Genomic DNA, 26,404 nt, shown 5'->3' with positions numbered 1-26,404 from the left:
CCGACCCATGAGTCGGAAAGTTCAGCCGAGGTGCTCCATGGATATCATCGAAACGATTAAAGAGCAGATTGCCAACAACACCATTCTGCTTTACATGAAAGGCTCGCCGAATGCCCCACAGTGTGGCTTCTCTGCGAAAGCTGCGCAGGCTGTGATGGCTTGTGGCGAAAAGTTTGCGTACGTGGACATCCTGCAGAACCCGGAAATCCGCGCCAACCTGCCGAAGTACGCCAACTGGCCGACTTTCCCGCAACTGTGGGTCGGCGGTGAACTGGTCGGCGGTAGCGACATCATGACTGAGATGGCTGCAGACGGTTCGCTGCAAAGCACCATCAAGGCTGCTGTTGAAGCGGCCGCTGCGAACAAGTCCGAAGCCTGATTCGCTTTTGTAAAAAAGCCCCGCACCTCGAAAGAGGGCGGGGCTTTTTAGTGTCTTGCGAGTGTCAGATCACTCTTCGCCCATCTGCGATTGCAGATAGTTCTCAAGGCCGACTTTGTCGATCAGGCCCAGTTGGGTCTCCAGCCAGTCGATATGTTCTTCTTCGGACTCAAGGATGTCTTCGAGCAATTCACGGCTGCCAAAGTCGCCAACGGATTCGCAATGGGCGATGGCGGTCTTCAGGTCAGCGTGGCCGGTCTTCTCGATACGCAGGTCGCACTCCAGCATTTCCTTGGTGTGCTCGCCGATGTGCAGCTTGCCCAGGTCCTGCACGTTCGGCAGACCTTCGAGGAACAGGATGCGCTTGATCAACTTGTCCGCGTGTTTCATCTCGTCGATGGATTCTTTGTACTCGTGCTTGCCGAGCTTGTTCAGACCCCAATCTTCGTACATGCGCGCATGCAGGAAGTACTGATTGATCGCGACCAGCTCATTGGCAAGGATCTTGTTGAGATGCTGGATGACTGTAATGTCGCCTTTCATGATCGGAGTCCTGCCCTGTATTAACTGTATATACGGCGGAGTTTGAGCTTCGTACTTATAAGTGTCAAACCTAAGTTATTGAATAATATATGAAAATTAATCGGAATAAGAATGTTTGTGTTCCGCGTCTGAGCGCTAAGCAGTTGATTTAAAGGCATAAAAAAACCGGACATAAGTCCGGTTCCTTGAAATGGGGGCAATCAAGCAGCGGTAAATTCTACAGGGTAAGGGATCGCAGCCTGAGCGGTTTGCAGCTTGGTCAGGGTTTCGCGAACGACTTCCTTGGCAAGGCACGCACATTTGCCGCATTGGCTGGCGACGCCGGTGGCCTGGCGGACTTCTTTATAGCTGCAGCAACCTTCATAGATCGCATCGCGGATCTGTCCGTCGGTGACGCCAGTGCAGAGACAAACATACATAAGTGAGAACCGTCGCTGGTTGTGACTCAATTGCGATGGATCTTAATGTTAACGAGAATGATTGTCAAAGTGCTTTCGGAAGGCTTCTGCTGATTCTCAGCCGTGACTGACGAACGGTATTTGCTGGCGATTTGCCTGGCCCCGTAAATGCAGCGCCGTTCTTCGCCTGCTTTGAAAAACCGTTAAGGACAGGCGAAATTCGCAGTGTATGATGGTCGGCCCTTGCGAAGGGGGTTCGTGTCACAGGGCTGTCGCCTGAGGGTGGCAGGCTGGCGCGGACCCTGAACTTCAAGTTTTTACACCAGGAGATATCAATGAGCGTACTCGTAGGCAAACAAGCCCCTGACTTCACCGTCCCGGCCGTACTCGGCAATGGCGAGATCGTTGACAGCTTCACCCTGTCCTCGGCCATCAAAGGCAAATACGGCCTGGTGTTCTTCTACCCACTGGACTTCACCTTCGTCTGCCCGTCCGAGCTGATCGCTCTGGACAACCGTATGGCTGACTTCAAGGCACGCAACGTTGAAGTGATCGCTGTGTCGATCGACTCGCACTTCACTCACAACGCCTGGCGCAACACTCCAGTGAACAATGGCGGCATCGGCCAGGTGAAATACACCATGGCTGCCGACATGAAGCACGACATCGCCAAGGCTTACGACGTTGAGTCCGAAGGCGGCGTGGCTTTCCGTGGCGCGTTCCTGATCGACGACAAAGGCGTTGTCCGTTCGCAGATCATCAACGACCTGCCGCTGGGCCGTAACATGGAAGAGCTGATCCGTCTGGTCGACGCTCTGCAATTCCACGAAGAGCACGGCGAAGTCTGCCCTGCCAACTGGAAAAAAGGCGACAAAGGCATGAACGCTTCGCCAGAAGGCGTTGCGGCTTACCTGACCGAGAACGCTGCTGCCCTGTAAGGCGCAACGTCGAGGTACAAAAAAACCGGCCCACGTGGCCGGTTTTTTCATGCGCGGGAGTTACCCGACGACCATCCATCAGTCGTCGAAATCTTCCCAGCCGCCCATCTGCTTCCAGCGATTGACGATGCCGCAGAACAGCTCAGCGGTTTTCTCGGTGTCGTAACGCGCGGAGTGCGCCTCACGGCCGTCGAAATCGATGTCGGCGGCCTGGCAGGCTTTCGCCAGTACGGTTTGACCGTATGCCAGACCGGCCAGCGTCGCGGTATCGAAGCTGGAGAACGGGTGGAACGGGTTGCGTTTCATGTCCAGGCGCGCAACCGCAGCATTCAGGAAGCCGAGGTCGAAGCTGCTGTTGTGGCCGACCAGAATCGCGCGTTTGCAGCCGTTGGCTTTCAGCGCCTTGCGGATGCCACGGAAGATATCGGTCAGTGCGGTTTCTTCGCTGACGGCCATGCGCAGTGGATGGTCCAGCTTGATCCCGGTGAACTCCAGCGCCGCCGCCTCGATGTTGGCGCCTTCGAACGGCTCAACACGGAAGAAGTAGGTGTGATCCGGGTAAACAAAACCCTTTTCATCCATGGCGATGGTGGTCGCGGCAATCTCCAGCAGAGCGTCGGTGGCCGAGTTGAAGCCACCGGTTTCTACGTCAACGACAACCGGCAAGTAGCCGCGAAAGCGTGCTGCCATCGGGTGACGGGAGCCGCCACCACCACTTTGACCGTCCAGTTCGTCGTCGAAATGGTCTTCACTCACGCGTGTTCCTCCAGCAGGCGCCAGCGCAGTTTTTCACCGGCGCGCAGCGGGATAACGGTCAGCTCGCCAAACGGCAGGCTGGTCGGGGCAGTCCATTCTTCACGAACCAGGGTGATGCGATCGGTGTTCGCCGGCAGGCCGTAGAAGCGCGGGCCATTGAGGCTGGCGAAGGCTTCGAGTTTGTCCAGCGCGTTACGCTGTTCGAAGGCTTCGGCATACAACTCGATGGCGGCGTATGCGGTGTAGCAGCCGGCACAGCCGCAAGCGGCTTCCTTGGCGTGCTGGGCATGCGGCGCCGAGTCGGTGCCGAGGAAGAACTTCGCGCTGCCACTGGTGGCCGCGTCGAGCAGGGCTTCCTGGTGCGTATTGCGTTTGAGGATCGGCAGGCAATAGAAGTGCGGCCGAATCCCGCCCACCAGCATATGGTTGCGGTTGTAGAGCAGGTGATGCGCGGTGATCGTTGCACCAACGTTGGCCGAAGCCTCGTTGACGAACTGCACGGCGTCGCCGGTGGTGATGTGTTCGAACACCACTTTCAGCGTCGGGAAACGCTCGACCACACGGCGCATGTGCTCATCGATGAAGATCTTTTCGCGATCGAACACATCGACGTCGCCACGGGTGACTTCACCGTGGATCAGCAGCGGCATGCCGACTTCGGCCATGGCTTCCAGCGCCGGGAAGATCTTGTCGATGCTGGTCACACCGGAATCGGAGTTGGTGGTCGCGCCGGCCGGGTACAGCTTGGCTGCGTGCACGAAACCGCTGGCCTTGGCTTCACGAATTTCTTCGGGCTGGGTGCGGTCGGTGAGGTACAGCACCATCAGCGGCTCGAAGCGACTGCCGGCCGGGCGGGCAGCGAGAATCCGCTGGCGATAGCCGTCGGCTTCAGCGGCGTTGCGCACCGGCGGTACCAGGTTGGGCATGATGATGGCGCGGCCAAAAGTGCGCGCTACATCGGCAACGGTATTGGTCAACACGGCACCATCGCGAAGATGAATGTGCCAGTCGTCGGGACGCAGCAGGGTCAGGCGGTCGGACATGAGGGGATTCCAGGCGGGTCAAACTGAGGCGAATGCTACCGGAAAAGACTCTTGCAGGCACTCGCTATCAAGTTTTACGGGAACCTTCCGATATCCCGTAGGTATGCCGTAAACATAGTGTGAATCGGTCTTTGTGTTTCAGAAGCCAATGGAGCCTCCCGTGCGCCAGCGTTATTTAGCCTTGCTCAGTGTGTTTGCCAGCCTTCCGGCGATGGCGCTCACGTACCAGACCCGTCTGGAGAACATTGAGTGGACGGTCGCCGGCGACAAGTTCGAATGTCGTCTGACCCAGCCGATCACTGATTTCGGCTCGGGCGAGTTCGTGCGCAAGGCGGGCGAGCAGGCGATATTCCGTCTGAACGCCTACAACGCCATGCTCGGCGGCGGTTCAGCGACGTTGCTGGCGGCGGCTGCGCCTTGGCAGCCGGGCCGTGGTGATATCAACCTGGGGTCTGTAAGACTCGGCAGCGGTAACGTCTTGTTCAACAGTTCGCAGTCTCAGGCCGGTGGTCTGATCAGTGGTCTGCTGGACGGTCGCAGCCCGGTGGTGCGCCGCGCGTCTGGCGATGGCCGTGTCTCGGAAGTGCGCCTGTTGCCGGTCAAGTTCAGCAAAGCGTTCAACGATTACCAGACATGTGTGGCGAAACTGCTGCCGCAGAATTTCGATCAGATCAAGCAGTCGCAGATCGGCTTTCCCGGCGAGGGCGTTGACCTGGACGCCGCTGCCAAGGCCAAGCTGCAAGTGATGCTCGAATACATGAAGGCCGATCCGACGGTCAATCACATCGAACTCGACGGCCATTCCGACAACAGCGGCAATCGCCTGACCAACCGTGAACTGTCGCGCCGCAGGGCGCTGGCGGTGGTCGACTTCTTCAAGGCCAACGGTATTCAGGAATCGCAGATCACCGTGCGTTTCCATGGCGAGCAATATCCTATTGTGCCGAACACCAATGCGGCCAACCGGGCGAAGAACCGCCGGGTCAATGTCAAACTGGCGCGGGTGACTCCAGTCACGGTGCCGGCACCGCAAGCGAGTACGCCAGCCAGTACTGCGGCGACTTCCTGACCCACGGGTCATCGTCGCGCTCTCGACAGATTCTGTCGCTTTGTCGTCTTAAGCTGTCGCGCCTCTGTAAATTATCGCGTTTGAGCGGTAGACTCCTCGGCTTTCCGTAGAACCCCGTGGAGTGATGGCATGGCGGACGTAAACAAGGTCGTTCTGGCGTATTCCGGCGGCCTGGACACTTCGGTGATCCTCAAGTGGCTGCAGGATACTTATAACTGTGAAGTGGTGACCTTCACCGCTGATCTCGGTCAAGGCGAAGAGGTCGAGCCGGCCCGCGCCAAGGCTCAGGCCATGGGCGTCAAAGAAATCTACATCGACGACCTGCGCGAAGAATTCGTGCGTGATTTCGTGTTCCCGATGTTCCGCGCCAACACCGTTTACGAAGGCGAGTACCTGCTGGGTACTTCCATCGCGCGCCCGCTGATCGCCAAACGTCTGATCGAAATCGCCAACGAAACCGGCGCTGACGCCATTTCCCATGGCGCCACTGGCAAGGGTAACGACCAGGTGCGTTTCGAACTGGGTGCCTACGCGCTCAAGCCAGGCGTGAAAGTGATTGCTCCTTGGCGTGAGTGGGACCTGCTGTCCCGCGAGAAACTGATGGACTACGCCGAGAAGCATGCGATCCCGATCGAGCGTCACGGCAAGAAGAAGTCCCCGTACTCGATGGACGCCAACCTGCTGCACATTTCTTATGAAGGCGGTGTGCTGGAAGACACCTGGACCGAGCACGAAGAAGACATGTGGCGCTGGACCGTCTCCCCGGAGAAGGCTCCCGACACCCCGCAGTACCTGGAACTGACCTACCGTAACGGCGATATCGTTGCGCTGGACGGCGTCGAGATGACCCCGGCCACCGTATTGGCGACGCTGAACAAGATCGGTGGTGCTCACGGTATCGGACGTCTCGACATCGTCGAAAACCGTTACGTCGGCATGAAGTCCCGTGGCTGCTACGAAACCCCGGGCGGCACCATCATGCTGCGCGCTCACCGCGCCATCGAATCGATCACTCTGGACCGCGAAGTCGCTCACCTCAAAGACGAGCTGATGCCGAAATACGCCAGCCTGATCTACACCGGTTACTGGTGGAGCCCTGAGCGTCTGATGCTGCAACAGATGATCGACGCTTCGCAGGTCAACGTGAACGGCGTTGTGCGCCTGAAACTGTACAAGGGCAACGTGATCGTCACCGGCCGCAAGTCCGACGATTCGCTGTTCGACGCCAACATCGCGACCTTCGAAGAAGACGGCGGTGCTTACAACCAGGCTGACGCGGCGGGCTTCATCAAGCTCAACGCGCTGCGCATGCGTATTGCTGCCAACAAGGGCCGCAAGTTGTTCTAAGCGTCCCTGTCTGACGCGTAATGAAAAGGGCGGCCTTGTCTATCGAGACAAGGTCGCCCTTTTTGCATGATTCTTTGTCTGCGTCTGATTGAAGCCTGGTCCTGGCACCTGTGGCTACGACTCATCTTTCATGCCCGTCCCAGCAGCGTTACCGCCTGTGCGCAAAGGTTATAAACAATACAAAGCGTTTTGCCTGAGCCTTTCCTGACGTGTCTGATCTTCAGCAATGAATGCTGCGTCAGTAAAACGTCCGATACATGATTGGAAAGAAACACCACCACCCGGGGAGTTTTCCGATCCAGGTTCCGGATGTTTTCCAGAATCGTGGCTAACTCTCTCGATGCATCGACATCCCGAACGTCGATGAGGTGCAGGTCACTGACCCACGCGGGCAACTGAATGTTGTGCTGAATAATCAGGTTCGATTTTGAGTTGATAGCCGAGGGCGGGTCAGGCGCGTTGTGGACTTTGCACGCGTCTTTGCATTCGGCAGTACCTGATTCGCTGGGCACGATACAACTTGATAGTCCAAATGTGCCCTGCGTCGCTGGCTCTGGGGACGGGGTATTTCGTTTGTTTTCGCGATCGTTGTTGTCGATTACTTTAAGAAAGTTTTTGTCCTTGCCGAAATCCGAGGGTGAGTAGAGGGAGCGATAGTTAAAGTTTAAAGTTATAAAGAAGAGAAACAGCAAGTAAAATGGAAAGCTGATTAGAAACCATACGTAGATCTCTCTGTCTTTGTTGTCGAGGAAAGGCAGGGAAATGGCGGCTGATGTTTCCGAGATGGCTGCGAATATGGCAATGACTGTCATCGGGTTAGTGATTTTGTTTTTTATTTTCAGCATGTTTGTGCTCTTTTTTCTGATCTTTCTCATGGTTGGTAAGTTTATGTTGATTTAAGTTTTTTGGTAGTTGGTTGTGCCTGTTTATGTTTATAGCAAAAGTATTAGGTCGGGTATAAATATCTTGTTTCAAGTGTTTATATTTTGCTCGGTGTCATAGGATGTGTGCGTGAGCTGTTGCCGTGTATTTCCATTTCGATAATCAATGTCTTCTGCGGGGCGCAGATTCAAAGGTGTCAGGTGCGCTCTGCGTGGATCGTCTGATGGGCGAGTCACGATTCATGCGTCGTCAGTCGTAGTCTGTAACAAGTTAAAAGTGAAATATTTTTGCGAGATGAGGAAGGAGTAACGTCGGATGTTTAGTGCGGGTAGAGGCTTTTTGTAGGATTAATCCGCAATGACTGTAGGGTATGTCTCTCGATGCAAGTGCGTGTAAACCCTGATATGCCATAGAGCAAGTGACTGGGCTATTGTGCGTGTTCTAAAAATTCGAACAGCGAAACTGGACTTGCCCATGAATAAAGTGCTGATCGTGGATGATCACCCTGTCATTCGTCTTGCGGTACGTATGCTGATGGAACGTCATGGCTACGAAGTCATCGCAGAAACTGATAATGGTGTGGATGCGTTACAACTTGCGCGCGAACAAATGCCGGATATTGTCATTCTGGATATTGGAATACCGAAACTCGATGGGTTGGAAGTTATTGCGCGCCTGACTTCAACGGCCATGCCTATTAAAGTGCTGGTGTTGACCTCTCAAGCGCCTGGACATTTTTCAATGCGCTGCATGCAGTCGGGGGCGGCGGGTTATGTCTGTAAACAACAGGACCTGACCGAACTGCTCAGTGCAATCAAAGCGGTATTGTCCGGCTACAGTTATTTTCCCAATCAGGCGTTGCACACCGTGCGCACCAGTTTGGGTAATGCCAGTGAAGCCGACATGGTCGATCGTCTGTCCGGTCGGGAAATGATGGTGTTGCAGCAGTTGGCGCGGGGCAAGACCAACAAGGAAATCGCCGATGGCATGTTTCTGAGCAACAAAACCGTCAGCACCTACAAGACACGCCTTTTGTTGAAACTCAATGCACGCTCTCTGGTTGATCTGATCGAGTTGGCGCAGCGTAATGGTCTGGTTTGAATATATTGATAGCTGACAGCGTCATGGGCCGGTCGAACTCAGCTAGCCGCAGAAAGTGAAAAGCCTCCATTTCGGGAGGCTTTCAGATATCAGTCATCAAAATCGTAATCGGCCAATTGCTTTTGCAGTCGGCGCTCCTCAAGCAGGTTATCGATGGTACGGCGCTTGCTGAGATTGGTCTTGGCGACTTCGATCACAGGTTCGGCGTCATCAGTTTCCGCAGCGATATCGTCATCTACATCCAGTGGTTCTTTGTCGCTACTCATCAGCTAACTCCCGGCTAAGAATGCCTTTGGCGCCCCTTATATCGACATTCCTGCGGCGGGTAAAAAAGATTTTTTCAATCGACGTATCAATTATTCCAATAGCGGGTCAATCGTCCGATGTTTTGTCTTTGTACTCGCACAAGTCTTCGATCCGGCAGCTGCCGCAGCGTGGCTTGCGGGCCAGACACACGTAGCGGCCGTGAAGAATCAGCCAGTGATGAGAGTCGAGCAGGAATTCTTTGGGTACAAACTTCATCAGCTTCTTTTCCACTTCGACCACATTTTTGCCCGGTGCAATGCCGGTGCGGTTGCTGACCCGAAAGATATGAGTGTCGACGGCCATGGTCAGTTGGCGAAAAGCCGTGTTGAGCACGACGTTGGCGGTCTTGCGCCCGACTCCCGGCAAGGCTTCGAGCTCCTCGCGGGTTTGCGGGACTTCGCTGCCATGGCGTTCGACCAGCAAGCGGCAGGTCTCGATGACGTTCTTGGCCTTGCTGTTATAGAGGCCGATCGTCTTGATGTATTCGGATAGACCTTCGACACCCAGTGCATGGATCGCCGCTGGCGTGTTGGCAACCGGGAACAGCTTGGCCGTGGCCTTGTTCACGCCAACGTCCGTCGACTGCGCCGAAAGAATCACCGCGATCAACAATTCAAACGGCGAGGAGTAGGCCAGTTCGGTCTTCGGCTCCGGGTTGTCTTCGTGCAGGCGGCGGAAAATCTCCAGACGTTTTGCAGCATTCATGGGCGATGCGTTTCCTTGGATATCGAGTTCGGGCGAATCATCGCCTGACGCGCCGCCAACAGCAGCGCCAACAAAATAAAAGCACCGGGGATCAACGTGATCAGGTGCAGCCCTTCGCTAAATACAACAAAACCTGACCAGTGTTCGAACAGTCCCCGGCCGAGACTGCCGTGGCCGATGAGTTCGCGCAGCCCGGCGAGCCCCAGCATGAGTCCGCCGAACATGCCGCAGCGTTTGAAGCGCTCGGCCCGCGACTGGCGCCAGAAACCATTGTGCTCCAGCATCACGCATTGCAAGGCGATCAGGCTGGTATAGAGGCCGAAGGTCTGCTGCCAGGACAGAAACCAGCGTTGCGTGAAAAGGTCTGCACAACCGCTGAAGGTCGCAGCGAGCAACACGCTGGCGAGCAATACGCTGTTTTCTGTGAGTCGTGGCCGCAAAACAGACATGCACAAACCATAAACACCGACGACAGTGGCGAACATCAATAGTGTCCCCAGTGCACCTGCCAATGAGTCAGTGGTGCCAAGCAGCAGGGTCAGCATCAACGTGTTCGAGAGGGCTGCCGTTCGGTTCATGACCCGCTCCCCAGCAGTGCCGCGCGATGTTCATCAAAGTAGCGCAGGGCATCATGGATCGCGCTGATGGCTGCGCGCGAGGTGATGGTCGCACCGGCTATCTGATCGAATTGTCCCTGATCCTTTTTCAACGCCCAACCGGCATCTGTCGGCTCATTGCTCGATGTGCCGATAAACGATTGCAGCCAGGCATTCGGCCAGTCCCCCAGATGCCCGCCGAGTGCTGGTGTTTCGCTTTGTTTGAGGGTTTTGACCCCCAACAATTTGCCGTTGGCATCAATAGCGATCAACAGTTCGATGGCGCCCGCATAACCCTGGGTCTGACTGCGCAGCAGGATCGCTACGGTCTGGCCGCGGTTGGTCGCGCGATAGCCGCTCGTCAAGGTGCTATGGGCTAAGGTCATCTCTGCAAGGGCCAGGGGCTGTTCGAGCGGTTGATTGTCGTAAGCATCGAGCGGGAGCAGGTCGAGCAGCTTGCGGCTTTCGATAATGCGCTGCTCGTTGGCAATTTGCGCGGCAGTACTGCGGTATACAGCATAGGTCGCAGCAACACCGATGATCGCCAACAGCAGCACAATAAACGCGCTGGCCGTGCGATTCATGCGCTCACCTCTGACTGACGGGCCGCGGCAAATCGCTCCAGCGCCGGCACGCAAAGATTCGTCAGCAGCACCGCGAACGCCACGCCATCCGGGTATCCGCCCCAGGTTCGAATCACGTAAGTCAGTAGCCCGACGCCGACTCCGAACAGCAGACGGGCAAGTGCGCTTTTAGCGCCAGAGACCGGTTCAGTGATGATAAAGAACGCCCCCAGCATCGTCGCGCCACTGAGCAGTTGGAACAGCGGTGACCCATGCGAGTCCGACCCTGAGCCGTTCCAGCACAGCAGGCTGATGACAAACAGGCTGGCGAGCATGCCCACTGGCGCATGCCAACTGAAGACCCGGCGCTGCAGCAAAAACACTCCGCCGGCGAGGAATGCCAGATTCACCCATTCCACACCGTGTCCGCCAAAGCGACCGAAGGCCGGATTGCTCGCGAACAATTCGTCCATGGTCAGGCTTTTGTTGATGCGCAGGCTATCCAGCACCGTCGCCTGCGCCCAGGCATCCGGTGCCTGACCTGCGCCGAATACCTGTTGAAACGCTGCTGACAGATCCAGGCCGTGGGCCGGCCATTGAGTCATCGGTTGCGGGAACATCACCATGGCCAAGGCAAACCCGAGCATGGCCGGATTGAACGGGTTTTTGCCGACGCCGCCGTACACGTGCTTGCCGAACAGCAGACCCGAAGCAATGGCCGTTACCGTCAGCCACCAGGGGCAATAAGGTGGCAGGGCGGCAGCCAGCAATGTCGCGCTGACCAGCGCACTGCCGTCGCTCAGCGCTGGCTGCGGGGGCTGTCGACGCAGACGCAGGACGGCTGCCTCGACCATCAGCGCGGTAACGATAGCCAGCAGCAGATTGATCAACACGCCCCAACCGTATAGCCAGAACAGTGCGAGCAGCCCCGGCAAAGCGGCCAGCAGCACCAGCTTCATTGCCTGTTGCAGGCGATTGTCCGGTGCCTCAAGGGGCAACATGATCTTGCACCTGGCGCTCGGCGTCTTGCAGGCGGGCGCGGGCCTTGTCGAGGATTTCGTTGGGGGTGTCGGCACGCCGTTCGAGTTTGTTGAGGTCCGCGCGGGCGTAGGCCAATTCGGTTTTCAACTGGCGAAGCTGGCTGTCGATCGGGCGTTTTTCGACGCGCACCAGGTCAGGCAATGGCTGATCACTTGTGGCTTCGGCGGCGTGCAGAGTCTGCTCGGCATCGCGCAGTGCTTGTTCCAGCGCGGCGATCTGCTCGGGTGCTGCTTCGGCGGTTTGGGCTTTTTTCAGTTCAGCGCGGCGCATGGCCAACTGGATTTTAGCCCGCTTCAAGTCGGCGTCCTTCGCCGGGACCGTGACTGCCGGGGCAGGCGCTGCGCTGCTTTCAAGTTTCGCCAAGGCCTGTTCGGCCGCTTCGAACTGCTGCTGCAACACCATCAACTGTGTCTGCTGCTCGAAGGTCGGCGGATGGCCGAAAGCTTTCAACGATTTGTGCAATTGCGCACGGCTCATCGCTACATCGATCTTGGCTTTCTTCAGCGCCGCGTCGACGGTGGCGGCTTTCTGCGCCCGCACTCGTTCCAATGCTGCCTGCACTGGATCAGTCGCGGTCACTTCAGGCTGCGCTGCCCGTTTCGCCCGCGCTTCACGTTCCGCCTGTTTCTGTTGTTCTTCGCGGTGCAAGCGCTCGTTGCGGCGCTCGAAGCGTTGACGCGCGTGATCGCGTTTGGCTGCGCGAGCACGTTGTTCGTCGAGACTGAAGGCGAGGCCGCCGACGACCGGCAATGTACTCGGCGGCAATGGATGCATTTCGATGCAATCCACCGGACACGGTGCGACACACAGATCGCATCCGGTGCATTCGTCGATGATGACCGTGTGCATCAGTTTCGCCGCGCCAACAATCGCGTCGATCGGGCAGGCCTGAATGCACTTGGTGCAGCCAATGCATTCGGCTTCACGAATGAATGCCACTTGCGGCGGTGCCGAGCCGCGACTGATGTCCAGCTCCAGCGCCGGCACTTTCAGCAGCTCGGCCAGCGCGGCGATGGTTTCGTCACCACCCGGCGGGCACTTGTTGATTGGCTCGCCCTCGGCGATGCCTTGCGCGTAAGGTTTGCATCCGGGATGGCCGCACTTGCCGCATTGGGTCTGCGGCAGGAGGGCATCGATGCGTTGAATCAGACTCATGTTTTGATCAATCCACTGAATCCGAGAAAAATCACTGCGATCAGTCCAGCGCCGATCAGATCAATCGGCAGGCCACGAAAGGGCAGGGGTATATCGTTGTCGGCTGTGCGCTCGCGCAAATCGCTGAACAGGCTCAGCACCAGCCAGAAACCCAGCCCGGCACCGAGACTCAGCGCTGTCGCCTGCAGCAGACCTCGGTCGTTTTGCGCGTTGATCAGCGTCAGCCCGAGGACACCGGCGTTACCGAGCAATAACGGCCACAAACCTTCGAAGGGCAGATTAGGCAAGCCGCGCGCCAACAGTTTCAGCAGTGGCGCGATCAGCAAAACGCTCAACGGCAGAAATACGAACAATCGCAGGGCTTCAAGGTGAAACGGCACCAGCAACCAATGCCAGATCACGTAACCGCCTACACCGACGACCAGCATCACACACAACGTCGCCAACCCCAACGCATGCACCTGACGACGACTGCCCGCCAGCAGCGGATCGACGCCCAGCGGCCAGTGCAACACGAAGTTGTTGAGCAGCGCAGTACTGATCAGCGTAAGCACGAGTTCGGTCATGGTTCTGCCAGGGAAACGGGCGGCTGTGTCATAAGGTTAGGCATTATCCGGCACCCGCGAAGGGTGGGCCAGATATGAAAAATCCCACCGGCATGCGGGACACGCCGGTGGGATCGATTTGTTGCAGGGCCTTACTTGATGCGTTGACCCGGCTTGGCGCCGCTGTCCGGGCTCAGCAGGTAGATTTCTTCACCGCCAGGGCCGGCCGCCATCACCATGCCTTCGGAGATACCGAACTTCATTTTCCGTGGCTTGAGGTTGGCGATCATCATGGTCAGGCGCCCGTCGAGTTTCGACGGATCCGGGTAAGCGCTCTTGATCCCGGAGAACACGTTGCGTTGCTCGTCACCGATGTCCAGTGTCAGGCGCAGCAGCTTGTCCGCACCTTCGACGTGTTCAGCCTTGACGATCAGGGCGACGCGCAGGTCGATCGCCGCAAAGGCGTCGAAGTCGATTTCCGGCGACAGCGGATCCTTGGCCAGTTCGCCATTGCCCGCCGGGGCGGCTGCACCGGTGTCGGTCTGGCTGGCGGTCAGGTCTTCTTTCGAGGCATCGGTCATGGCTTGCACTTTTACCGGGTCGATGCGGGTCATCAACGGTTTGAATTCGTTCAACTGGTGGTTGGCCAGCAGCGTGGTGTGGTCGTTCCAGGTCAGCGGCGCGACGTTGAGGAACGCCTCGGCATCGGCGGCCAGCAACGGCAGTACCGGTTTGAGGAAGATCACCAATTGGCGGAACAGGTTGATGCCGGTGGCGCAGATCGCCTGGACTTCATCCTGCTTGCCTTCCTGCTTGTTCAACGACCATGGCGCCTTGTCGGCGATCCAGGCGTTGGCGCGGTCGGCCAGGGCCATGGTTTCACGCATGGCGCGGGCGAAGTCACGGGCTTCATAGGCATCGGCAATGCCTGGCGCAGCAGCGAGGAAGGCCTCGGTCAGTTCCGGCGCGGCATTGTTGTCGACCAGCAGGCCGGCGTTGCCCTTGTGAATGAAACCGGCGCAGCGGCTGGCGATGTTGACCACTTTGCCGACCAGGTCGGAGTTGACCTTCTGCACGAAGTCTTCGAGGTTCAGGTCGAGGTCATCAACGCCACGGCCCAGCTTGGCCGCGTAGTAGTAGCGCAGGTATTCCGGCGACAGGTGATCCAGATACGTGCGGGCCTTGATGAAGGTGCCGCGCGACTTGGACATCTTCTGACCGTTGACGGTCAGGTAGCCGTGCACGTTGATGCCGGTGGGCTTGCGGTAGCCCGCGCCTTCGAGCATGGCTGGCCAGAAAAGCGCGTGGAAGTTAACGATGTCCTTGCCGATGAAGTGGTACAGCTCGGCGGTGGAGTCCTTGCCCCAGAACGCGTCGAAGTCCAGCTCCGGCGTGCGGTCGCAGAGGTTCTTGAAGCTGGCCATGTAGCCGATCGGCGCATCCAGCCACACGTAGAAATATTTGCCCGGCTCGCCCGGGATCTCGAAACCGAAGTACGGCGCATCGCGGGAGATATCCCACTGCTGCAGGCCGGCGTCCAGCCATTCGGCGATCTTGTTGGCCACGGCATCTTGCAGAGTGCCGCTGCGGGTCCAGGTCTGCAGCATTTGCTGGAAGTCTGGCAGCTTGAAGAAGAAGTGCTGGGAATCCTTGAGCACCGGGGTGGCGCCGGAGATCGCCGACTTCGGATCCTTCAGGTCTGTCGGGGCGTAGGTCGCACCGCATTTTTCGCAGTTGTCGCCGTACTGGTCTTCAGTGCCGCATTTCGGGCAGGTGCCCTTGATGAAGCGGTCGGCCAGGAACATTTTCTTTTCCGGGTCGAAATACTGGGTGATCGAGCGCTGTGCGATGTGCCCGGCGTCACGCAGCTTGAGGTAGATCTGGCTCGACAGCTCACGGTTTTCTTCAGCGTGAGTGGAGTGGAAGTTGTCGAAGTCGACCAGAAACTCGGCAAAGTCGGCGCTGTGTTCAGCCTGCACATTGGCGATCAACTGTTCCGGGGTGATGCCTTCTTTTTCCGCGCGCAGCATGATCGCCGAACCGTGGGCGTCGTCGGCGCAGACATAAATGCACTGGTTGCCGCGATGCTTCTGGAAGCGCACCCACATATCGGTCTGGATATATTCCAGCATATGGCCAAGGTGAATCGAACCGTTGGCGTAGGGCAGGGCGCTGGTGACGAGGATCTTGCGTGGTTCGGACATGTGGGGCTTCGCTACTTGATGAAACGGAGGTCGGCCACTATAAAGCGCTGGCGCATAATTTTCACCCTGTGCGCCTGTTTCATTGGATGAGCAACAGCAAAGATCAAAAGATCGCCGCCTTCGGCAGCTCCTGCACATGATCCCCTGTAGGCGCTGCCGAAGACGGCGATCTTTTTCAGGTACGATACCCGCCATCTATTCCCAGTCTTGTTATCGGAGTTGCCCATGAGCGCCGTCACTCGCGCAGCGGTGGAAGCCGTCCTCAGCCAATACACCGACCCTTACCTGAACCAGGACCCGGTCAGCGCCGGTTGCGTGAAGCACATCGAGATCGTCGGTGACCGCGTCAACGTGCAGCTGGAAATCGGTTACGCCGCCGGTCTGTTCAAGAGCGGCTGGGCGCAACTGCTGCAACTGGCCATCGAAAACCTTGACGGCGTGGTTATCGCCAAGGTTGAAGTGACCAGCGTGATCGCCGCGCACAAGGCCCAGGCGCAGATTCCCGGGCTGGCCAACGTCAAGAACGTGGTCGCCGTGGCGTCCGGCAAGGGCGGCGTGGGCAAATCGACCACCGCCGCCAACCTCGCTCTGGCTCTGGCCCGCGAAGGCGCCAAGGTCGGTATTCTCGACGCCGATATCTACGGTCCGAGCCAGGGCATCATGTTCGGCATCCCTGAACGCACCCGCCCGGAGGTCAAGGACCAGAAGTGGTTCGTGCCGCTCAAGGCCCACGGTGTTGAAGTCATGTCGATGGCGTTCCTCACCGACGACAACACGCCGATGGTCTGGCGCGGGCCGATGGTCTCCGGAGCGCTGCTGCAATTGGTCACGCAAACCGCTTGGGGCGATCTGGATTATCTGGTCATCGACATGCCGCCAGGCACCGGCGACATTCAACTGACCCTGGCGCAGAAAGTCCCGGTGGCCGGCGCGGTGATCGTCACCACACCCCAGGATCTGGCTTTGCTCGACGCGCGCAAAGGCGTAGAAATGTTCCGCAAGGTCAACATTCCGGTGCTGGGCGTGGTGGAAAACATGGCCGTGCACATCTGCTCGAATTGCGGGCATGCCGAGCATCTGTTCGGTGAAGGCGGGGGCGAGAAGCTGGCGACCCAGTACGGCGTTGAGCTGCTGGCCTCGCTGCCGCTGTCGATGCTGATCCGCGAGCAGGCCGATGGCGGCAAGCCGACGGTGATCGCCGAGCCGGACAGCCAGATTGCCATGGTCTATCAGGAGCTGGCCCGCCACGTTGGCGCGCGGATCGTGTTGCAGGAAGCGGCGACGCCGGCGATGCCGAATATCACCATCAGCGACGATTGATGACTCAGCAACACTGAAAAAAACTGTGGGAGCGAGCCTGCTCGCGAATGCGGTGGATCAGACAACCAAAGGGTTGAATGACACACCGCATTCGCGAGCAGGCTCGCTCCCACATTTGGTTTTGTAGTGGGGGGGGTTAGATGCGCAAGCCGCCATCCATCTCCAGAATCCGCCCGGTGTAGTAGTCGTTCTCGAAGATGTACGCCGCCGAATGGGCGATCTCTTCCGGCTTGCCCATGCGCTTGAGCGGGATTCCCGACGTCATTTTCTCCAGCGCTTCCGGCTTCATGCCCAGGGTCATCTCGGTTTCGATGAAGCCCGGTGCAATGCCCGCCACACGAATGCCATAGCGCGCCAGCTCTTTGGCCCAGGTCACCGTGGCTGCTGCCACACCAGCCTTGGCCGCCGAGTAATTGGTCTGGCCAACGTTGCCCGCACGCGAGATCGACGAGATGTTGATGATCGCGCCGCTATTCTTCAGCTCGACCATTTTCGCCGCCACTTCACGGGTGCAAAGGAACACGCCGGTCAGGTTGACGTCGATCACCGCCTGCCACTGTGCCAGGCTCATCTTGGTCATTTCGCCGTCCTTGACCTTGAGCAGCAGGCCATCACGGAGGATTCCGGCGTTGTTGATCAGGCCGTGGATCGCGCCAAAGTCGGCGGCGACCTGAGCGACCATGTGCTCGACCTGCTCTTCATTGGCCACGTTGCACAGGTAACTGCGCGCCTCGACACCTTTGGCCTTGCAGGCCGCGACCGCGTCGTCGAGCTTTTCCTGATTGAGGTCGACCAGCGCGAGTCTGGCGCCTTTGCCGGCGAAATACTCGGCCATGGAACGGCCCAAACCCTGGCAACCGCCAGTGATAATGATTACTTTGTCGTTGAGTTGCATTTGCATGCCCCGATAGCTGGTCTGAGTCGTTTTTGTTTTCAGCAACGCCCGATCTGCACCGGCCGTGGCTGGAGTGCACATGAGAATTGCCCGCCGGCGTGACGGGGACTTGATCCCGGGCGCCTGTCCGTTTTTTCGACGGATTCTATTTAAGGAGTCATAAATTGAGCGTTGAAGTGGCCAAGAATGCCCGAGAATTGCTTCTCAAGGAATACCGTGGAGTGCTGTCGACGCACTCGAAATCGATGCCCGGTTTTCCCTTTGGCTCCGTGGTGCCTTACTGCCTGGACGAGCAGGGCCGGCCGCTGATCCTGATCAGCCGCATTGCACAGCACACCCACAACCTGCAAAAAGACCCGAAGTGCTCGATGCTCGTCGGCGAGCGCGAGGCTGACGACGTACAAGCGGTGGGGCGCCTCACTTATCTGGCCGAAGCGCAAAAGCTTGAAGACGCGGCTGCCATCGAAGCCGCCGCCGAGCGTTACTACCGTTATTTCCCGGATTCGCAGAATTACCACAAGGCCCACGATTTCGACTTCTGGGTGCTGAACCCGGTGCGTCACCGCTACATCGGCGGTTTCGGCGCGATTCACTGGGTCGATCAACTGACCTTGGCCAACCCGTTCGCCGGCAAGGCTGAAATCAGCATGGTCGAGCACATGAACAGTGACCACGCCAAAGCCATCGCGCACTACGTCGACCTCGCCGGTCTGCCGAAAAGCGTGCCGGCGCAACTGGCCGGGATCGACACCGAAGGCATGCACCTGCGCATCGGTCAGGCGCTGTACTGGCTGCCGTTTCCGGCGCCTTGTCATACGCCGATACAAGTGCGCGAAGCCTTGGTTTCATTGGCTCACGCCGAGGTCTGGCCAAAAAATGAAGTGGCCGACGCTTGAATTCACGAAAGGGCGACGTCATCTAGGGCTTACTGCAAGGCATTTCTTGCGTTGAGGAAACTTTGATGCGCCCTTTTCTGTTGCTCTTTCTGCTGTTTCCAGTGCTGGAGCTGTTCGTATTCGTCAAAGTGGCAGGCTCTATCGGGTTTTTCCCGGCCCTGCTGCTGATCATTCTCGGCTCGATGTTCGGCGTGTTCGTGCTGCGCGTCGCCGGTCTGGCCACGGCCCTGCGTGCCCGTGAAAGCCTGAACCGCGGCGAATTGCCCGCGCAAACCATGCTCGAAGGGCTGATGCTGGCATTGGCCGGTGGCCTGTTGATCCTGCCGGGCTTCATCAGCGATGTGGTCGGTCTGGTCATGCTGCTGCCCATCAGCCGCCGGTTGCTGGCAAACAAGATGCGCCAGCGCGCCGAAGAACAGGCCATGCGCCAGCGTGCGTTCGCCGACGACCTGCAACCCCGTGGCGGTCCCGCACCGCGTCAGCCTCTGGGCCGCGAGGGTGATGTGATCGAAGGCGAGTTCGAACATCGCGACAGCAAGTAACGCCTCTCTCTACACGGCACCTTCGGGTGCCGTGTTCGTTTATGGACTGCTTTTGTGCAGAACATCAGTGAAAAATTTTTCGCCCCGCCCTTGTAATAAGCTTATGCGCCCTTATGTATCGGTCACCGAAAGGTTTCCGGTATTGAACCGGACAGACTTCCGCGGTTCGCTCGACGAATCGCAACCGGCGCAGGCCGGATTTGTTAAACCCGCCGGGACTACACCGGCCGATGAAAACCACAATTAGGAGAGATCGACAATGAAGCTTCGTCCTCTGCATGACCGCGTCGTTATCCGTCGCAGCGAAGAAGAAAAGAAAACCGCTGGCGGTATCGTCCTGCCAGGTTCGGCTGCTGAAAAAGCCAACCACGGTGTGATTCTCGCTGTAGGCCCGGGCAAAGCTCTGGAAAACGGTGAAGTGCGCGCACTGTCCGTCAAGGAAGGCGACAAGGTTGTGTTCGGTCCTTACTCCGGCAGCAACACAGTGAAAGTCGACGGCGAAGACCTGCTGGTAATGAGCGAGAACGAAATCCTCGCTGTTATCGAAGGCTGATAACCCCGTTCATTTTCCCGCTACTACAAAGTATTTAAGGAATATCGATCATGGCTGCTAAAGAAGTTAAATTCGGCGATTCCGCCCGCAAGAAAATGCTTGTTGGTGTCAACGTTCTGGCTGACGCGGTAAAAGCGACCCTGGGCCCGAAAGGCCGTAACGTGATCATCGAGAAAAGCTTCGGCGCTCCGACCATCACCAAGGACGGGGTTTCCGTTGCCAAGGAAATCGAGCTGAAAGATCGTTTCGAAAACATGGGCGCGCAGCTGGTCAAAGACGTTGCCTCCCGTGCCAACGATGACGCCGGTGACGGTACGACCACTGCGACCGTTCTGGCTCAGGCCATCGTCAACGAAGGCCTGAAAGCCGTCGCTGCCGGCATGAACCCGATGGACCTCAAGCGCGGTATCGACAAAGCGACCATCGCGATCGTCAAAGAGCTGAAAGCCCAGTCCAAGCCATGCGCTGACTTCAAAGCGATCGCTCAGGTCGGCACCATCTCGGCCAACTCCGACAATTCCATTGGCGACATCATTGCCGAAGCCATGGAAAAAGTCGGTAAAGAAGGCGTGATCACCGTTGAAGAAGGCTCGGGCCTGGAAAACGAACTGTCGGTTGTTGAAGGCATGCAGTTCGACCGTGGCTACCTGTCCCCGTACTTCGTCAACAAGCCGGACACCATGGTTGCCGAGCTCGACGGCCCGCTGATCCTGCTGGTCGACAAGAAGATCTCGAACATCCGCGAAATGCTGCCAGTGCTGGAAGCCGTTGCCAAAGCCGGCCGTCCACTGCTGATCGTGGCTGAAGACGTTGAAGGCGAAGCCCTGGCGACGCTGGTTGTGAACAACATGCGCGGCATCGTTAAAGTTGCTGCCGTCAAGGCACCAGGCTTCGGCGACCGTCGCAAAGCCATGCTGCAGGACATCGCTGTTCTGACCGGCGGTACCGTTATCTCCGAAGAGATCGGCCTGAGCCTGGAAAGCACCACCCTGGAGCACCTGGGTAACGCCAAGCGCGTAACCCTGTCCAAGGAAAACACCATCATCGTTGACGGTGCTGGCGTTGAAGCAGACATCCAGGCGCGTATTGCTCAGATCCGTGCCCAGGTTGCTGAAACTTCTTCGGACTACGACCGTGAAAAACTGCAAGAGCGTTTGGCCAAGCTGTCCGGCGGCGTAGCGGTGATCAAGGTTGGCGCTGGTTCCGAAGTAGAAATGAAAGAGAAGAAAGCCCGCGTTGAAGATGCTCTGCACGCGACCCGTGCAGCCGTTGAAGAAGGCGTTGTTCCGGGCGGTGGTGTCGCGTTGGTGCGTTCGCTGCAAGCCATTGCTGACCTGAAAGGTGACAACGAAGACCAAAACGTTGGTATCCAGTTGTTGCGTCGCGCTGTTGAAGCACCTCTGCGCCAGATCGTTGCCAACTCCGGCGACGAGCCGAGCGTGGTTGTCGATAAGGTCAAGCAGGGGTCGGGTAACTTCGGTTACAACGCGGCTTCTGGTGAATACGGCGACATGATCGAAATGGGCATCCTGGATCCGGCAAAAGTGACTCGTTCGGCTTTGCAAGCGGCCTCGTCAATCGCCAGCCTGATGATTACGACTGAAGCCATGATTGCTGAGATCAAAGAAGATGCACCAGCTGGCGGCGGTATGCCAGACATGGGCGGCATGGGTGGCATGGGCGGCATGATGTAAGCCAGCCTTGTCCCTGTAACGAAAAACCCCGCAGGCGCAAGCCAGCGGGGTTTTTTATTGCCTTTGATTCAGTGTTGGCGCAAGACCGAGTAATCGTTCATCGCTGGCAAGCCAGCTCCCACAGTGATTCAGGCGTTCACAAAATGTGTGCTCGACACCAATCCTGTGGGAGCTGGCTTGCCAGCGATCGCGTCAGATCAGACGCTGACCGGTTGTGCCTGGACGACACCCTCGGTTTTCACCGCCGGGCGATACAGCACCCAGTAATACGACCCCAGGCAAATCAGCCAGCAGAAAATCGCCGTCCACACGTTGTGCGAAAAGAAGTGCGCACCCTGCATCATCCGGCTGATCGAAAATACCGAACCCAGCGCAAAGGCAAAGATAAACGCCTGACGGGCCAGACGCGGACGGCGATCACGCAGGACAAAGAACAGCGCAAACAAGGTGAACCCCGTCGCCGCATGACCACCGGGCCAGCAACGTCCGGGCTTGTCGGTCTGAGGACGATGTTCCATCAGTTTGCTGTAGGTTTCATGGCCGCCGAATTGTTCCAGGCTCCATGGGCACTGCACCGCCGTCACGGCTTTGACAGGGGTAACGAATGAGGTTGCCAGGCCCAGCGACAGCACCAGACAGCCCAGTTCACGTTTGAAGGGCTTCAGTCTGGCGATGAAAAACGAGCCGAGAAAACCCAGCACCGCAAACACCGAAAACGCGATCACCACTTGTTTGGCGCGATCGTGCAGGATGTCTTCCAGGAAAAAACTGTGGCGGCCAATAAAGTCGCCAGCCACCGGGTCATAGAACAGCCGGGCCAGATCCATATCCAGGTCGGTCAGTTCAAGCAGCACCAGAACGATCGCCGCAATGGTGGGTATTCCCAGGCACAGCCACAGGTTCAGCGGTCTGGAAGCAGGGCGGGCAGAAGTCGACACCATGGGCAATTCCTTGGTCGTAAGTGGAGTCTGAAGAGCGCAACCGCGCGGAGTCTACGCGCGCTGGCGTCGCCGATTTGTTAACCGAAGGTGAAAAAAACGTTGGCAGGCGCAATGAGCGTTTTTCTTGCCAGACAACCCGACGCACGCCTAGCCCTGAGCCACACTTGGCCGTAAGCTGCGCGGGCCAAGACGGCCGTTACCCCGTACGGAGGAGGTGCCCATGCGAATTCTATTGGTCGAAGACAACCGCGACATCCTGGCCAATCTGGCCGATTATCTGGGCCTCAAGGGCTATACCGTCGATTGCGCTCAGGACGGCCTGTCGGGCCTGCATCTGGCGGCCACCGAGCATTACGACCTGATCGTGCTCGACATCATGCTGCCGGGCATCGATGGCTACACCCTGTGCAAACGCCTGCGTGAAGATGCCCGTCGGGACACACCGGTGATCATGCTCACCGCTCGCGATCAACTGGACGATCGTTTGCAGGGTTTCAAGTCCGGGGCGGACGATTACCTGGTCAAACCTTTTGCCTTGTCCGAACTGGCCGCGCGCGTCGAAGCGGTGATGCGCCGCACCCAGGGTGGCGGTCGTCGGGCGTTGCAGGTCGGTGATCTGAGCTACGACCTCGATACGCTGGAGGTCACCCGTGAGGGCAAATTGCTTAAGCTCAACCCGGTCGGCCTGAAGCTGCTGGCCGTTTTGATGCAGAAGAGCCCGCACGTGCTGCGCCGGGAAATTCTCGAAGAAGCGCTGTGGGGCGATGATTGCCCCGACAGCGACAGCCTGCGCAGCCACGTTCACCAACTGCGACAAGTCATTGATAAACCGTTTGCCAAACCACTGCTGCACACCGTGCACGGGGTGGGTTACCGGCTGGCCGACGTGTAATGGAGTTCAGGCAAAGTCTTTCCCAGCGGATCATCATTGCCTTTGCCTTGATGAGCGCACTTGTGGCCGGCGCCTTCGCGATGGGCATCGTCGCGACCGTGCACCTGGTGGAAGAGAAGTTGATTTCGGCGGGGCTGGGCGGCGATCTGCAACGGCTTCTGCTGATGGACAACGTCTCGGACTGGAGCCATCGCCCGGAACCCGACCAGTTGTTCTATTTCAGTGGCGGGCCGGGGGATTTCGAGCTGCCCAAGGACCTGCGCCACCTCGATTCCGGTTTCCATGAAGTGTTCCGCGAGCAGCTGTCGTATCACGCGATGGTCGAGGTCGTTGACGGTCGACGTTATGTGCTGCTGCAGGATCAAAGTGATTTCGAAGAGCGCGAGCGCGTACTGTTTGCCGTGGTGCTGGTCGGCTTTGTGCTCAGCCTGGCCCTGGCGGTATTCCTCGGGTGGGTGCTCGCACGCAAGGTGATGGCACCGGTGGTGCGCCTGGCCCGGCAGGTGCGCCATCGCGATCAGTTGCTCGGCCTGGCGCCGCCGTTGGCGCCGGATTACGCGGCTGACGAAGTTGGCGAGCTGGCGGTGGCGTTCGATGCCACGCTGGGGCGCCTGCGTCAGGCGCTGACGCGTGAAAGACTGTTCACCAGCGATGTCAGTCACGAATTGCGCACGCCGCTGATGGTCTTGGCCAGCTCATGCGAATTGCTGATGGAAAACCCGGCCATCGATCAGCGTGGGCGCAACCAGGTCCAGCGCATTGCCCGGGCCAGTGAAGAAATGCGCGAACTGGTGCAGACCTTCCTTATGCTCGCCCGCTCCCAGCGCGAAGATGCCGGTTCGGCACCGCAACAGAATCTCGCCCAAGTCGCGGACAGCCTGTTGTGTGTGTGGCGAGAGTCGATCGAAAGCAAAGGGCTGACCTTGCAGTTCGAACCGGGCAATCCGCCACACACCTGCTACAACGCAACGTTGTTGACCGCGGTGATGGGCAACCTGTTGCGCAACGCTTGTCACTACACCGAGAAGGGCTTTATTCGCCTGACACTCACGGCCAACGGCTTTGTGGTGGAAGACTCCGGTGTCGGCATTCCGGAAGAAAAACGTGAAGCCATGTTCGAGCCTTTCGTGCGTGGCAGCGAAAAGCGCGGCGAGGGGCTGGGCCTGGGATTGTCGCTGGTTCAGCGGATCTGCGAGAACCAGGGCTGGACCGTCAGTCTCAGCACGATGGAACCCAATGGCTGCCGCTTCGAGGTGGATCTGGGCAAAATCTGACGCACGGAGTGGCTCGATGCTACTCCCTCCTTCCTGTCTAAATCCTGTATAACGCTGTAATAATTTGTCTGTTTACCGGACATTTTTTTCACAAATGGATGACCTGACGCTGACACACCGCTCCTTAAGGTGGTGACATCAGCAATTCAGGAGTTCAGGTGATGGCCGGTCCGATCAAACTCGATTTTTCCGAGAAGTACGACGATCAACACGCGCAAAAATACCTGCGCAAGCACAAAGAAAGCCTTGGACGGCGGCTCTCCCACTGGCGTGACGAACAGATGGCCCGCAAGGCGCTGGCGTCCGTTGGCGATCCGGGGCTGGTGCTGGATCTGCCTTGCGGTGCCGGGCGCTTCTGGCCCCTGTTGGGCGAAAAAGCCAACCGGGTGATTATCGGCGCGGACAATTCCGAATCGATGATCAAGACGGCCATGCAGTCGCAACCGGCCGATGTGGTGAAACGGGTACAACCCTTGCACACATCTGCCTTCGACATTGCCTTGCCTGACAACGCCGTCGACAGCATTTTCTGCATGCGTCTGCTCCACCACATCGGTGAAGCCGAGCATCGCCGGGCGATTCTGCGCGAATTCGAGCGCGTCACCCGCGACAGTGTGATCGTTTCGTTGTGGGTTGATGGCAATTTCAAAGCCTGGAAACGCCAGCGAGCCGAGCGCAACCGTGACAAACGCGAGTATCAGAATCGCTTTGTGTTACCGGCCGCTACGGTGGAAAAGGAGTTCGAGGAAGCAGGTTTTCGGATTCAGGAACAACTGGACTTTATTCCGCTCTACGCCATGTGGCGGGTTTACGTATTACGCAAGAGGTAACAGGATGGCAGTGCAATTTGCAGCAGAAACGGATGTCGCTCCGCAAGATCGCTTTGACTTTTACTGGAACCAGCGCGGCGAGTGGGTGGAAGAACCCAATGTTCGACGTGGCGGGGAAAGTGGCGTGCAAAGGGTCGTGGGGCGCGATGGTCAACTGCTGTATGCCAAGCGCCAGACCGGTCATATCTACCGCAGCTGGTTGCACCCTTTTGGCCGTCCTACCGTTTTGCGTGAGCTTGACGCGCTGACCGGCGTGAGCAAGCTCGGTGTTCGCGTGCCGGAGATCGTTTTCTGCGGCGCTCAGCCTGATCCGCAACACAAGTGGCGTGCACTTTTGGTCACCAAGTCCCTGGACGGTTTCCAGGAACTGGAACACTGGCTGGCGGCCGCCGGCGGTCGTGATCAGTGCGGCGATGTGGTGTATGAGCGTGTGCTCAAGGACCTCGCCGAAAACCTGGCGCGCATGCACAAGGGCCGTTGGCAGCACAGCTGCATCTACATCAAACACGTGTTTGTGCGCGTGACGGGCGAAGGCGAGTCGGCCAAGGTCGAGGTCGCCTTGATCGATCTGGAGAAATGCCGCCAGCGTCTGACCGCCTATCGCGCCGCTTCCCACGACATGAAGCAATTGCGCCGCCACTCGTCGTTCCGCGACGCGGACTGGAAAAAACTCGTCTACTTTTATGAGACGGCGTTTGGCAGCGCTATCAAAGGTTTATAGCGATGAAACTAGAAATTGCACGAGGTTTGTTTTTGGTTGGAGCCTTGGCAGTTGCTTCATTGGCGGTGGCTGCCTGGGAGCAGCCCCGCATGCAGGTGGTGGGCGCGTCCGTAGACGACGCCCACTGCGCAGTCCCACGGGTGGCGAAAGCCTCCGTGGCGACCAAACCTGATCATGATCTGTTGTTGTTCATGTTCGGACTTTCTCAAGGGATGAGGCCACAAAGTTGAGCAGATTGAAGCCCACATAAAAGGCCTCGCAGATGCGAGGCCTTT

General features: G+C 58.1%; 30 protein-coding genes. 15 read left to right on the top strand and 15 right to left on the bottom strand.

The window, feature by feature from the left end; translation table 11 throughout:
* The first annotated feature begins 37 nt into the window (after positions 1–37).
* The gene (gene grxD / locus QZR14_RS23185; protein ID WP_016773402.1) at positions 38–379 is read left to right on the top strand and encodes a Grx4 family monothiol glutaredoxin; all 342 of its coding nucleotides are present in this window, start codon (positions 38–40) and stop codon (positions 377–379) included.
* Positions 380–448: 69 nt separating this feature from the next.
* On the opposite strand, the gene bfr is transcribed toward grxD, so the two are convergent.
* Together bfr and QZR14_RS23175 are read right to left on the bottom strand one after the other, a co-directional pair.
* On the bottom strand, positions 449–922 hold the full coding sequence (gene bfr, locus QZR14_RS23180; RefSeq protein ID WP_250606347.1) for a bacterioferritin: 474 nt from the start codon (positions 920–922) through the stop codon (positions 449–451).
* Between the two features lie 200 nt (positions 923–1,122).
* On the bottom strand, positions 1,123–1,341 hold the full coding sequence (locus tag QZR14_RS23175) for a bacterioferritin-associated ferredoxin (protein WP_093430580.1): 219 nt from the start codon (positions 1,339–1,341) through the stop codon (positions 1,123–1,125).
* A gap of 314 nt (positions 1,342–1,655) precedes the next feature.
* Here QZR14_RS23175 and QZR14_RS23170 point away from each other — a divergent pair, with 314 nt between their 5' ends.
* Entirely contained in the window at positions 1,656–2,258 is a 603-nt protein-coding gene (locus QZR14_RS23170; RefSeq protein ID WP_003227723.1) for a peroxiredoxin, read from the top strand.
* A 78-nt stretch (positions 2,259–2,336) separates the two neighbouring features.
* On the opposite strand, the gene rnt is transcribed toward QZR14_RS23170, so the two are convergent.
* Together rnt and pyrC are read right to left on the bottom strand one after the other, a co-directional pair.
* Positions 2,337–3,014, bottom strand: a complete 678-nt coding sequence (gene rnt, locus QZR14_RS23165; RefSeq protein WP_007916667.1) for a ribonuclease T — start codon at positions 3,012–3,014, stop codon at positions 2,337–2,339.
* A complete protein-coding gene (gene pyrC / locus QZR14_RS23160; RefSeq protein WP_095190451.1) occupies positions 3,011–4,057 on the bottom strand; it encodes a dihydroorotase in 1,047 nt (348 codons plus the stop codon). The genes rnt and pyrC overlap by 4 nt, the downstream gene beginning before the upstream one ends.
* 160 nt (positions 4,058–4,217) lie before the next feature.
* On the opposite strand from pyrC, the gene QZR14_RS23155 reads away from it, so the two are divergent.
* Both QZR14_RS23155 and QZR14_RS23150 read left to right on the top strand, forming a co-directional pair.
* Positions 4,218–5,126 (top strand): flagellar protein MotY, encoded by a 909-nt coding sequence (locus QZR14_RS23155; protein WP_311997839.1) that lies wholly within the window; start codon positions 4,218–4,220, stop codon positions 5,124–5,126.
* 129 nt (positions 5,127–5,255) lie between these two features.
* On the top strand, positions 5,256–6,473 hold the full coding sequence (locus QZR14_RS23150; RefSeq protein WP_027612065.1) for an argininosuccinate synthase: 1,218 nt from the start codon (positions 5,256–5,258) through the stop codon (positions 6,471–6,473).
* A 128-nt stretch (positions 6,474–6,601) separates the two neighbouring features.
* Here the strand turns inward: QZR14_RS23150 and QZR14_RS23145 are convergent, their stop codons facing one another.
* The gene (locus tag QZR14_RS23145) at positions 6,602–7,318 is read right to left on the bottom strand and encodes a hypothetical protein (protein WP_250606350.1); all 717 of its coding nucleotides are present in this window, start codon (positions 7,316–7,318) and stop codon (positions 6,602–6,604) included.
* 511 nt (positions 7,319–7,829) lie between these two features.
* Here QZR14_RS23145 and QZR14_RS23140 point away from each other — a divergent pair.
* Complete coding sequence (locus QZR14_RS23140; RefSeq protein WP_007916656.1) at positions 7,830–8,456, top strand: response regulator transcription factor; 627 nt, start codon at positions 7,830–7,832, stop codon at positions 8,454–8,456.
* 89 nt (positions 8,457–8,545) lie between these two features.
* On the opposite strand, the gene QZR14_RS23135 is transcribed toward QZR14_RS23140, so the two are convergent.
* The 8 genes from QZR14_RS23135 to metG all read right to left on the bottom strand — a co-directional run bounded on the left by QZR14_RS23135 (position 8,546) and on the right by metG (position 15,571).
* Complete coding sequence (locus tag QZR14_RS23135; RefSeq protein WP_250606351.1) at positions 8,546–8,722, bottom strand: PA3496 family putative envelope integrity protein; 177 nt, start codon at positions 8,720–8,722, stop codon at positions 8,546–8,548.
* Positions 8,723–8,828: 106 nt separating this feature from the next.
* Positions 8,829–9,467: an endonuclease III gene (gene nth / locus QZR14_RS23130; RefSeq protein ID WP_008079405.1), complete on the bottom strand. Its 639-nt coding sequence runs from the start codon at positions 9,465–9,467 to the stop codon at positions 8,829–8,831.
* Positions 9,464–10,045: an Rnf-Nqr domain containing protein gene (locus QZR14_RS23125; protein WP_311997838.1), complete on the bottom strand. Its 582-nt coding sequence runs from the start codon at positions 10,043–10,045 to the stop codon at positions 9,464–9,466. Before QZR14_RS23125 ends, nth begins: the two co-directional genes overlap by 4 nt.
* Positions 10,042–10,647 (bottom strand): RnfABCDGE type electron transport complex subunit G, encoded by a 606-nt coding sequence (locus tag QZR14_RS23120; RefSeq protein WP_250606353.1) that lies wholly within the window; start codon positions 10,645–10,647, stop codon positions 10,042–10,044. Before QZR14_RS23120 ends, QZR14_RS23125 begins: the two co-directional genes overlap by 4 nt.
* Positions 10,644–11,627, bottom strand: a complete 984-nt coding sequence (locus tag QZR14_RS23115) for an RnfABCDGE type electron transport complex subunit D (RefSeq protein WP_250606354.1) — start codon at positions 11,625–11,627, stop codon at positions 10,644–10,646. Before QZR14_RS23115 ends, QZR14_RS23120 begins: the two co-directional genes overlap by 4 nt.
* Positions 11,614–12,822 carry an electron transport complex subunit RsxB gene (gene rsxB / locus QZR14_RS23110; RefSeq protein ID WP_311997837.1) on the bottom strand — a complete coding sequence of 403 codons (1,209 nt, stop codon included), beginning with the start codon at positions 12,820–12,822 and terminating at the stop codon, positions 11,614–11,616. The genes QZR14_RS23115 and rsxB overlap by 14 nt, the downstream gene beginning before the upstream one ends.
* On the bottom strand, positions 12,819–13,388 hold the full coding sequence (locus tag QZR14_RS23105; protein ID WP_250606357.1) for an electron transport complex protein RnfA: 570 nt from the start codon (positions 13,386–13,388) through the stop codon (positions 12,819–12,821). Before QZR14_RS23105 ends, rsxB begins: the two co-directional genes overlap by 4 nt.
* A 131-nt stretch (positions 13,389–13,519) precedes the next feature.
* Complete coding sequence (metG, locus tag QZR14_RS23100; protein WP_250606358.1) at positions 13,520–15,571, bottom strand: methionine--tRNA ligase; 2,052 nt, start codon at positions 15,569–15,571, stop codon at positions 13,520–13,522.
* Positions 15,572–15,796: 225 nt separating this feature from the next.
* Between metG and apbC the strand changes: the two genes are divergently transcribed.
* Entirely contained in the window at positions 15,797–16,891 is a 1,095-nt protein-coding gene (apbC, locus tag QZR14_RS23095; protein WP_311997836.1) for an iron-sulfur cluster carrier protein ApbC, read from the top strand.
* 136 nt (positions 16,892–17,027) lie between these two features.
* Here the strand turns inward: apbC and QZR14_RS23090 are convergent, their stop codons facing one another.
* Positions 17,028–17,786, bottom strand: a complete 759-nt coding sequence (locus QZR14_RS23090) for an SDR family oxidoreductase (protein WP_123453767.1) — start codon at positions 17,784–17,786, stop codon at positions 17,028–17,030.
* Between the two features lie 164 nt (positions 17,787–17,950).
* On the opposite strand from QZR14_RS23090, the gene QZR14_RS23085 reads away from it, so the two are divergent.
* The 4 genes from QZR14_RS23085 to groL all read left to right on the top strand — a co-directional run bounded on the left by QZR14_RS23085 (position 17,951) and on the right by groL (position 21,471).
* Positions 17,951–18,682, top strand: coding sequence for a HugZ family pyridoxamine 5'-phosphate oxidase (locus QZR14_RS23085; protein WP_250606361.1), 732 nt, complete (start codon positions 17,951–17,953; stop codon positions 18,680–18,682).
* A 65-nt stretch (positions 18,683–18,747) separates the two neighbouring features.
* The gene (locus QZR14_RS23080) at positions 18,748–19,224 is read left to right on the top strand and encodes an FxsA family protein (RefSeq protein WP_123453763.1); all 477 of its coding nucleotides are present in this window, start codon (positions 18,748–18,750) and stop codon (positions 19,222–19,224) included.
* Between the two features lie 259 nt (positions 19,225–19,483).
* On the top strand, positions 19,484–19,777 hold the full coding sequence (locus tag QZR14_RS23075; protein WP_007916610.1) for a co-chaperone GroES: 294 nt from the start codon (positions 19,484–19,486) through the stop codon (positions 19,775–19,777).
* A gap of 50 nt (positions 19,778–19,827) precedes the next feature.
* Complete coding sequence (gene groL, locus QZR14_RS23070) at positions 19,828–21,471, top strand: chaperonin GroEL (protein WP_311997835.1); 1,644 nt, start codon at positions 19,828–19,830, stop codon at positions 21,469–21,471.
* Between the two features lie 197 nt (positions 21,472–21,668).
* On the opposite strand, the gene QZR14_RS23065 is transcribed toward groL, so the two are convergent.
* Positions 21,669–22,412, bottom strand: a complete 744-nt coding sequence (locus tag QZR14_RS23065) for a phosphatase PAP2 family protein (protein WP_250606363.1) — start codon at positions 22,410–22,412, stop codon at positions 21,669–21,671.
* 220 nt (positions 22,413–22,632) lie between these two features.
* On the opposite strand from QZR14_RS23065, the gene colR reads away from it, so the two are divergent.
* From colR to QZR14_RS23040, 5 genes are all read left to right on the top strand, one after another.
* The gene (gene colR / locus QZR14_RS23060) at positions 22,633–23,304 is read left to right on the top strand and encodes a two-component system response regulator ColR (protein WP_250606364.1); all 672 of its coding nucleotides are present in this window, start codon (positions 22,633–22,635) and stop codon (positions 23,302–23,304) included.
* The gene (locus QZR14_RS23055) at positions 23,304–24,578 is read left to right on the top strand and encodes a sensor histidine kinase (protein WP_250606365.1); all 1,275 of its coding nucleotides are present in this window, start codon (positions 23,304–23,306) and stop codon (positions 24,576–24,578) included. The genes colR and QZR14_RS23055 overlap by 1 nt, the downstream gene beginning before the upstream one ends.
* A 161-nt stretch (positions 24,579–24,739) precedes the next feature.
* Entirely contained in the window at positions 24,740–25,408 is a 669-nt protein-coding gene (locus QZR14_RS23050; protein ID WP_250606366.1) for a class I SAM-dependent methyltransferase, read from the top strand.
* A gap of 4 nt (positions 25,409–25,412) precedes the next feature.
* Positions 25,413–26,129: a lipopolysaccharide kinase InaA family protein gene (locus QZR14_RS23045; RefSeq protein ID WP_007916599.1), complete on the top strand. Its 717-nt coding sequence runs from the start codon at positions 25,413–25,415 to the stop codon at positions 26,127–26,129.
* Between the two features lie 2 nt (positions 26,130–26,131).
* On the top strand, positions 26,132–26,359 hold the full coding sequence (locus QZR14_RS23040) for a hypothetical protein (protein WP_034153490.1): 228 nt from the start codon (positions 26,132–26,134) through the stop codon (positions 26,357–26,359).
* Positions 26,360–26,404 lie beyond the last annotated feature (45 nt).

It is taken from the genome of Pseudomonas sp. rhizo66 (genome assembly GCF_031931925.1).
Lineage (GTDB): Bacteria > Pseudomonadota > Gammaproteobacteria > Pseudomonadales > Pseudomonadaceae > Aquipseudomonas.
Note: the sequence above shows the minus strand (reverse complement) of the source record. Positions and strands in the feature narration are given on the sequence as shown.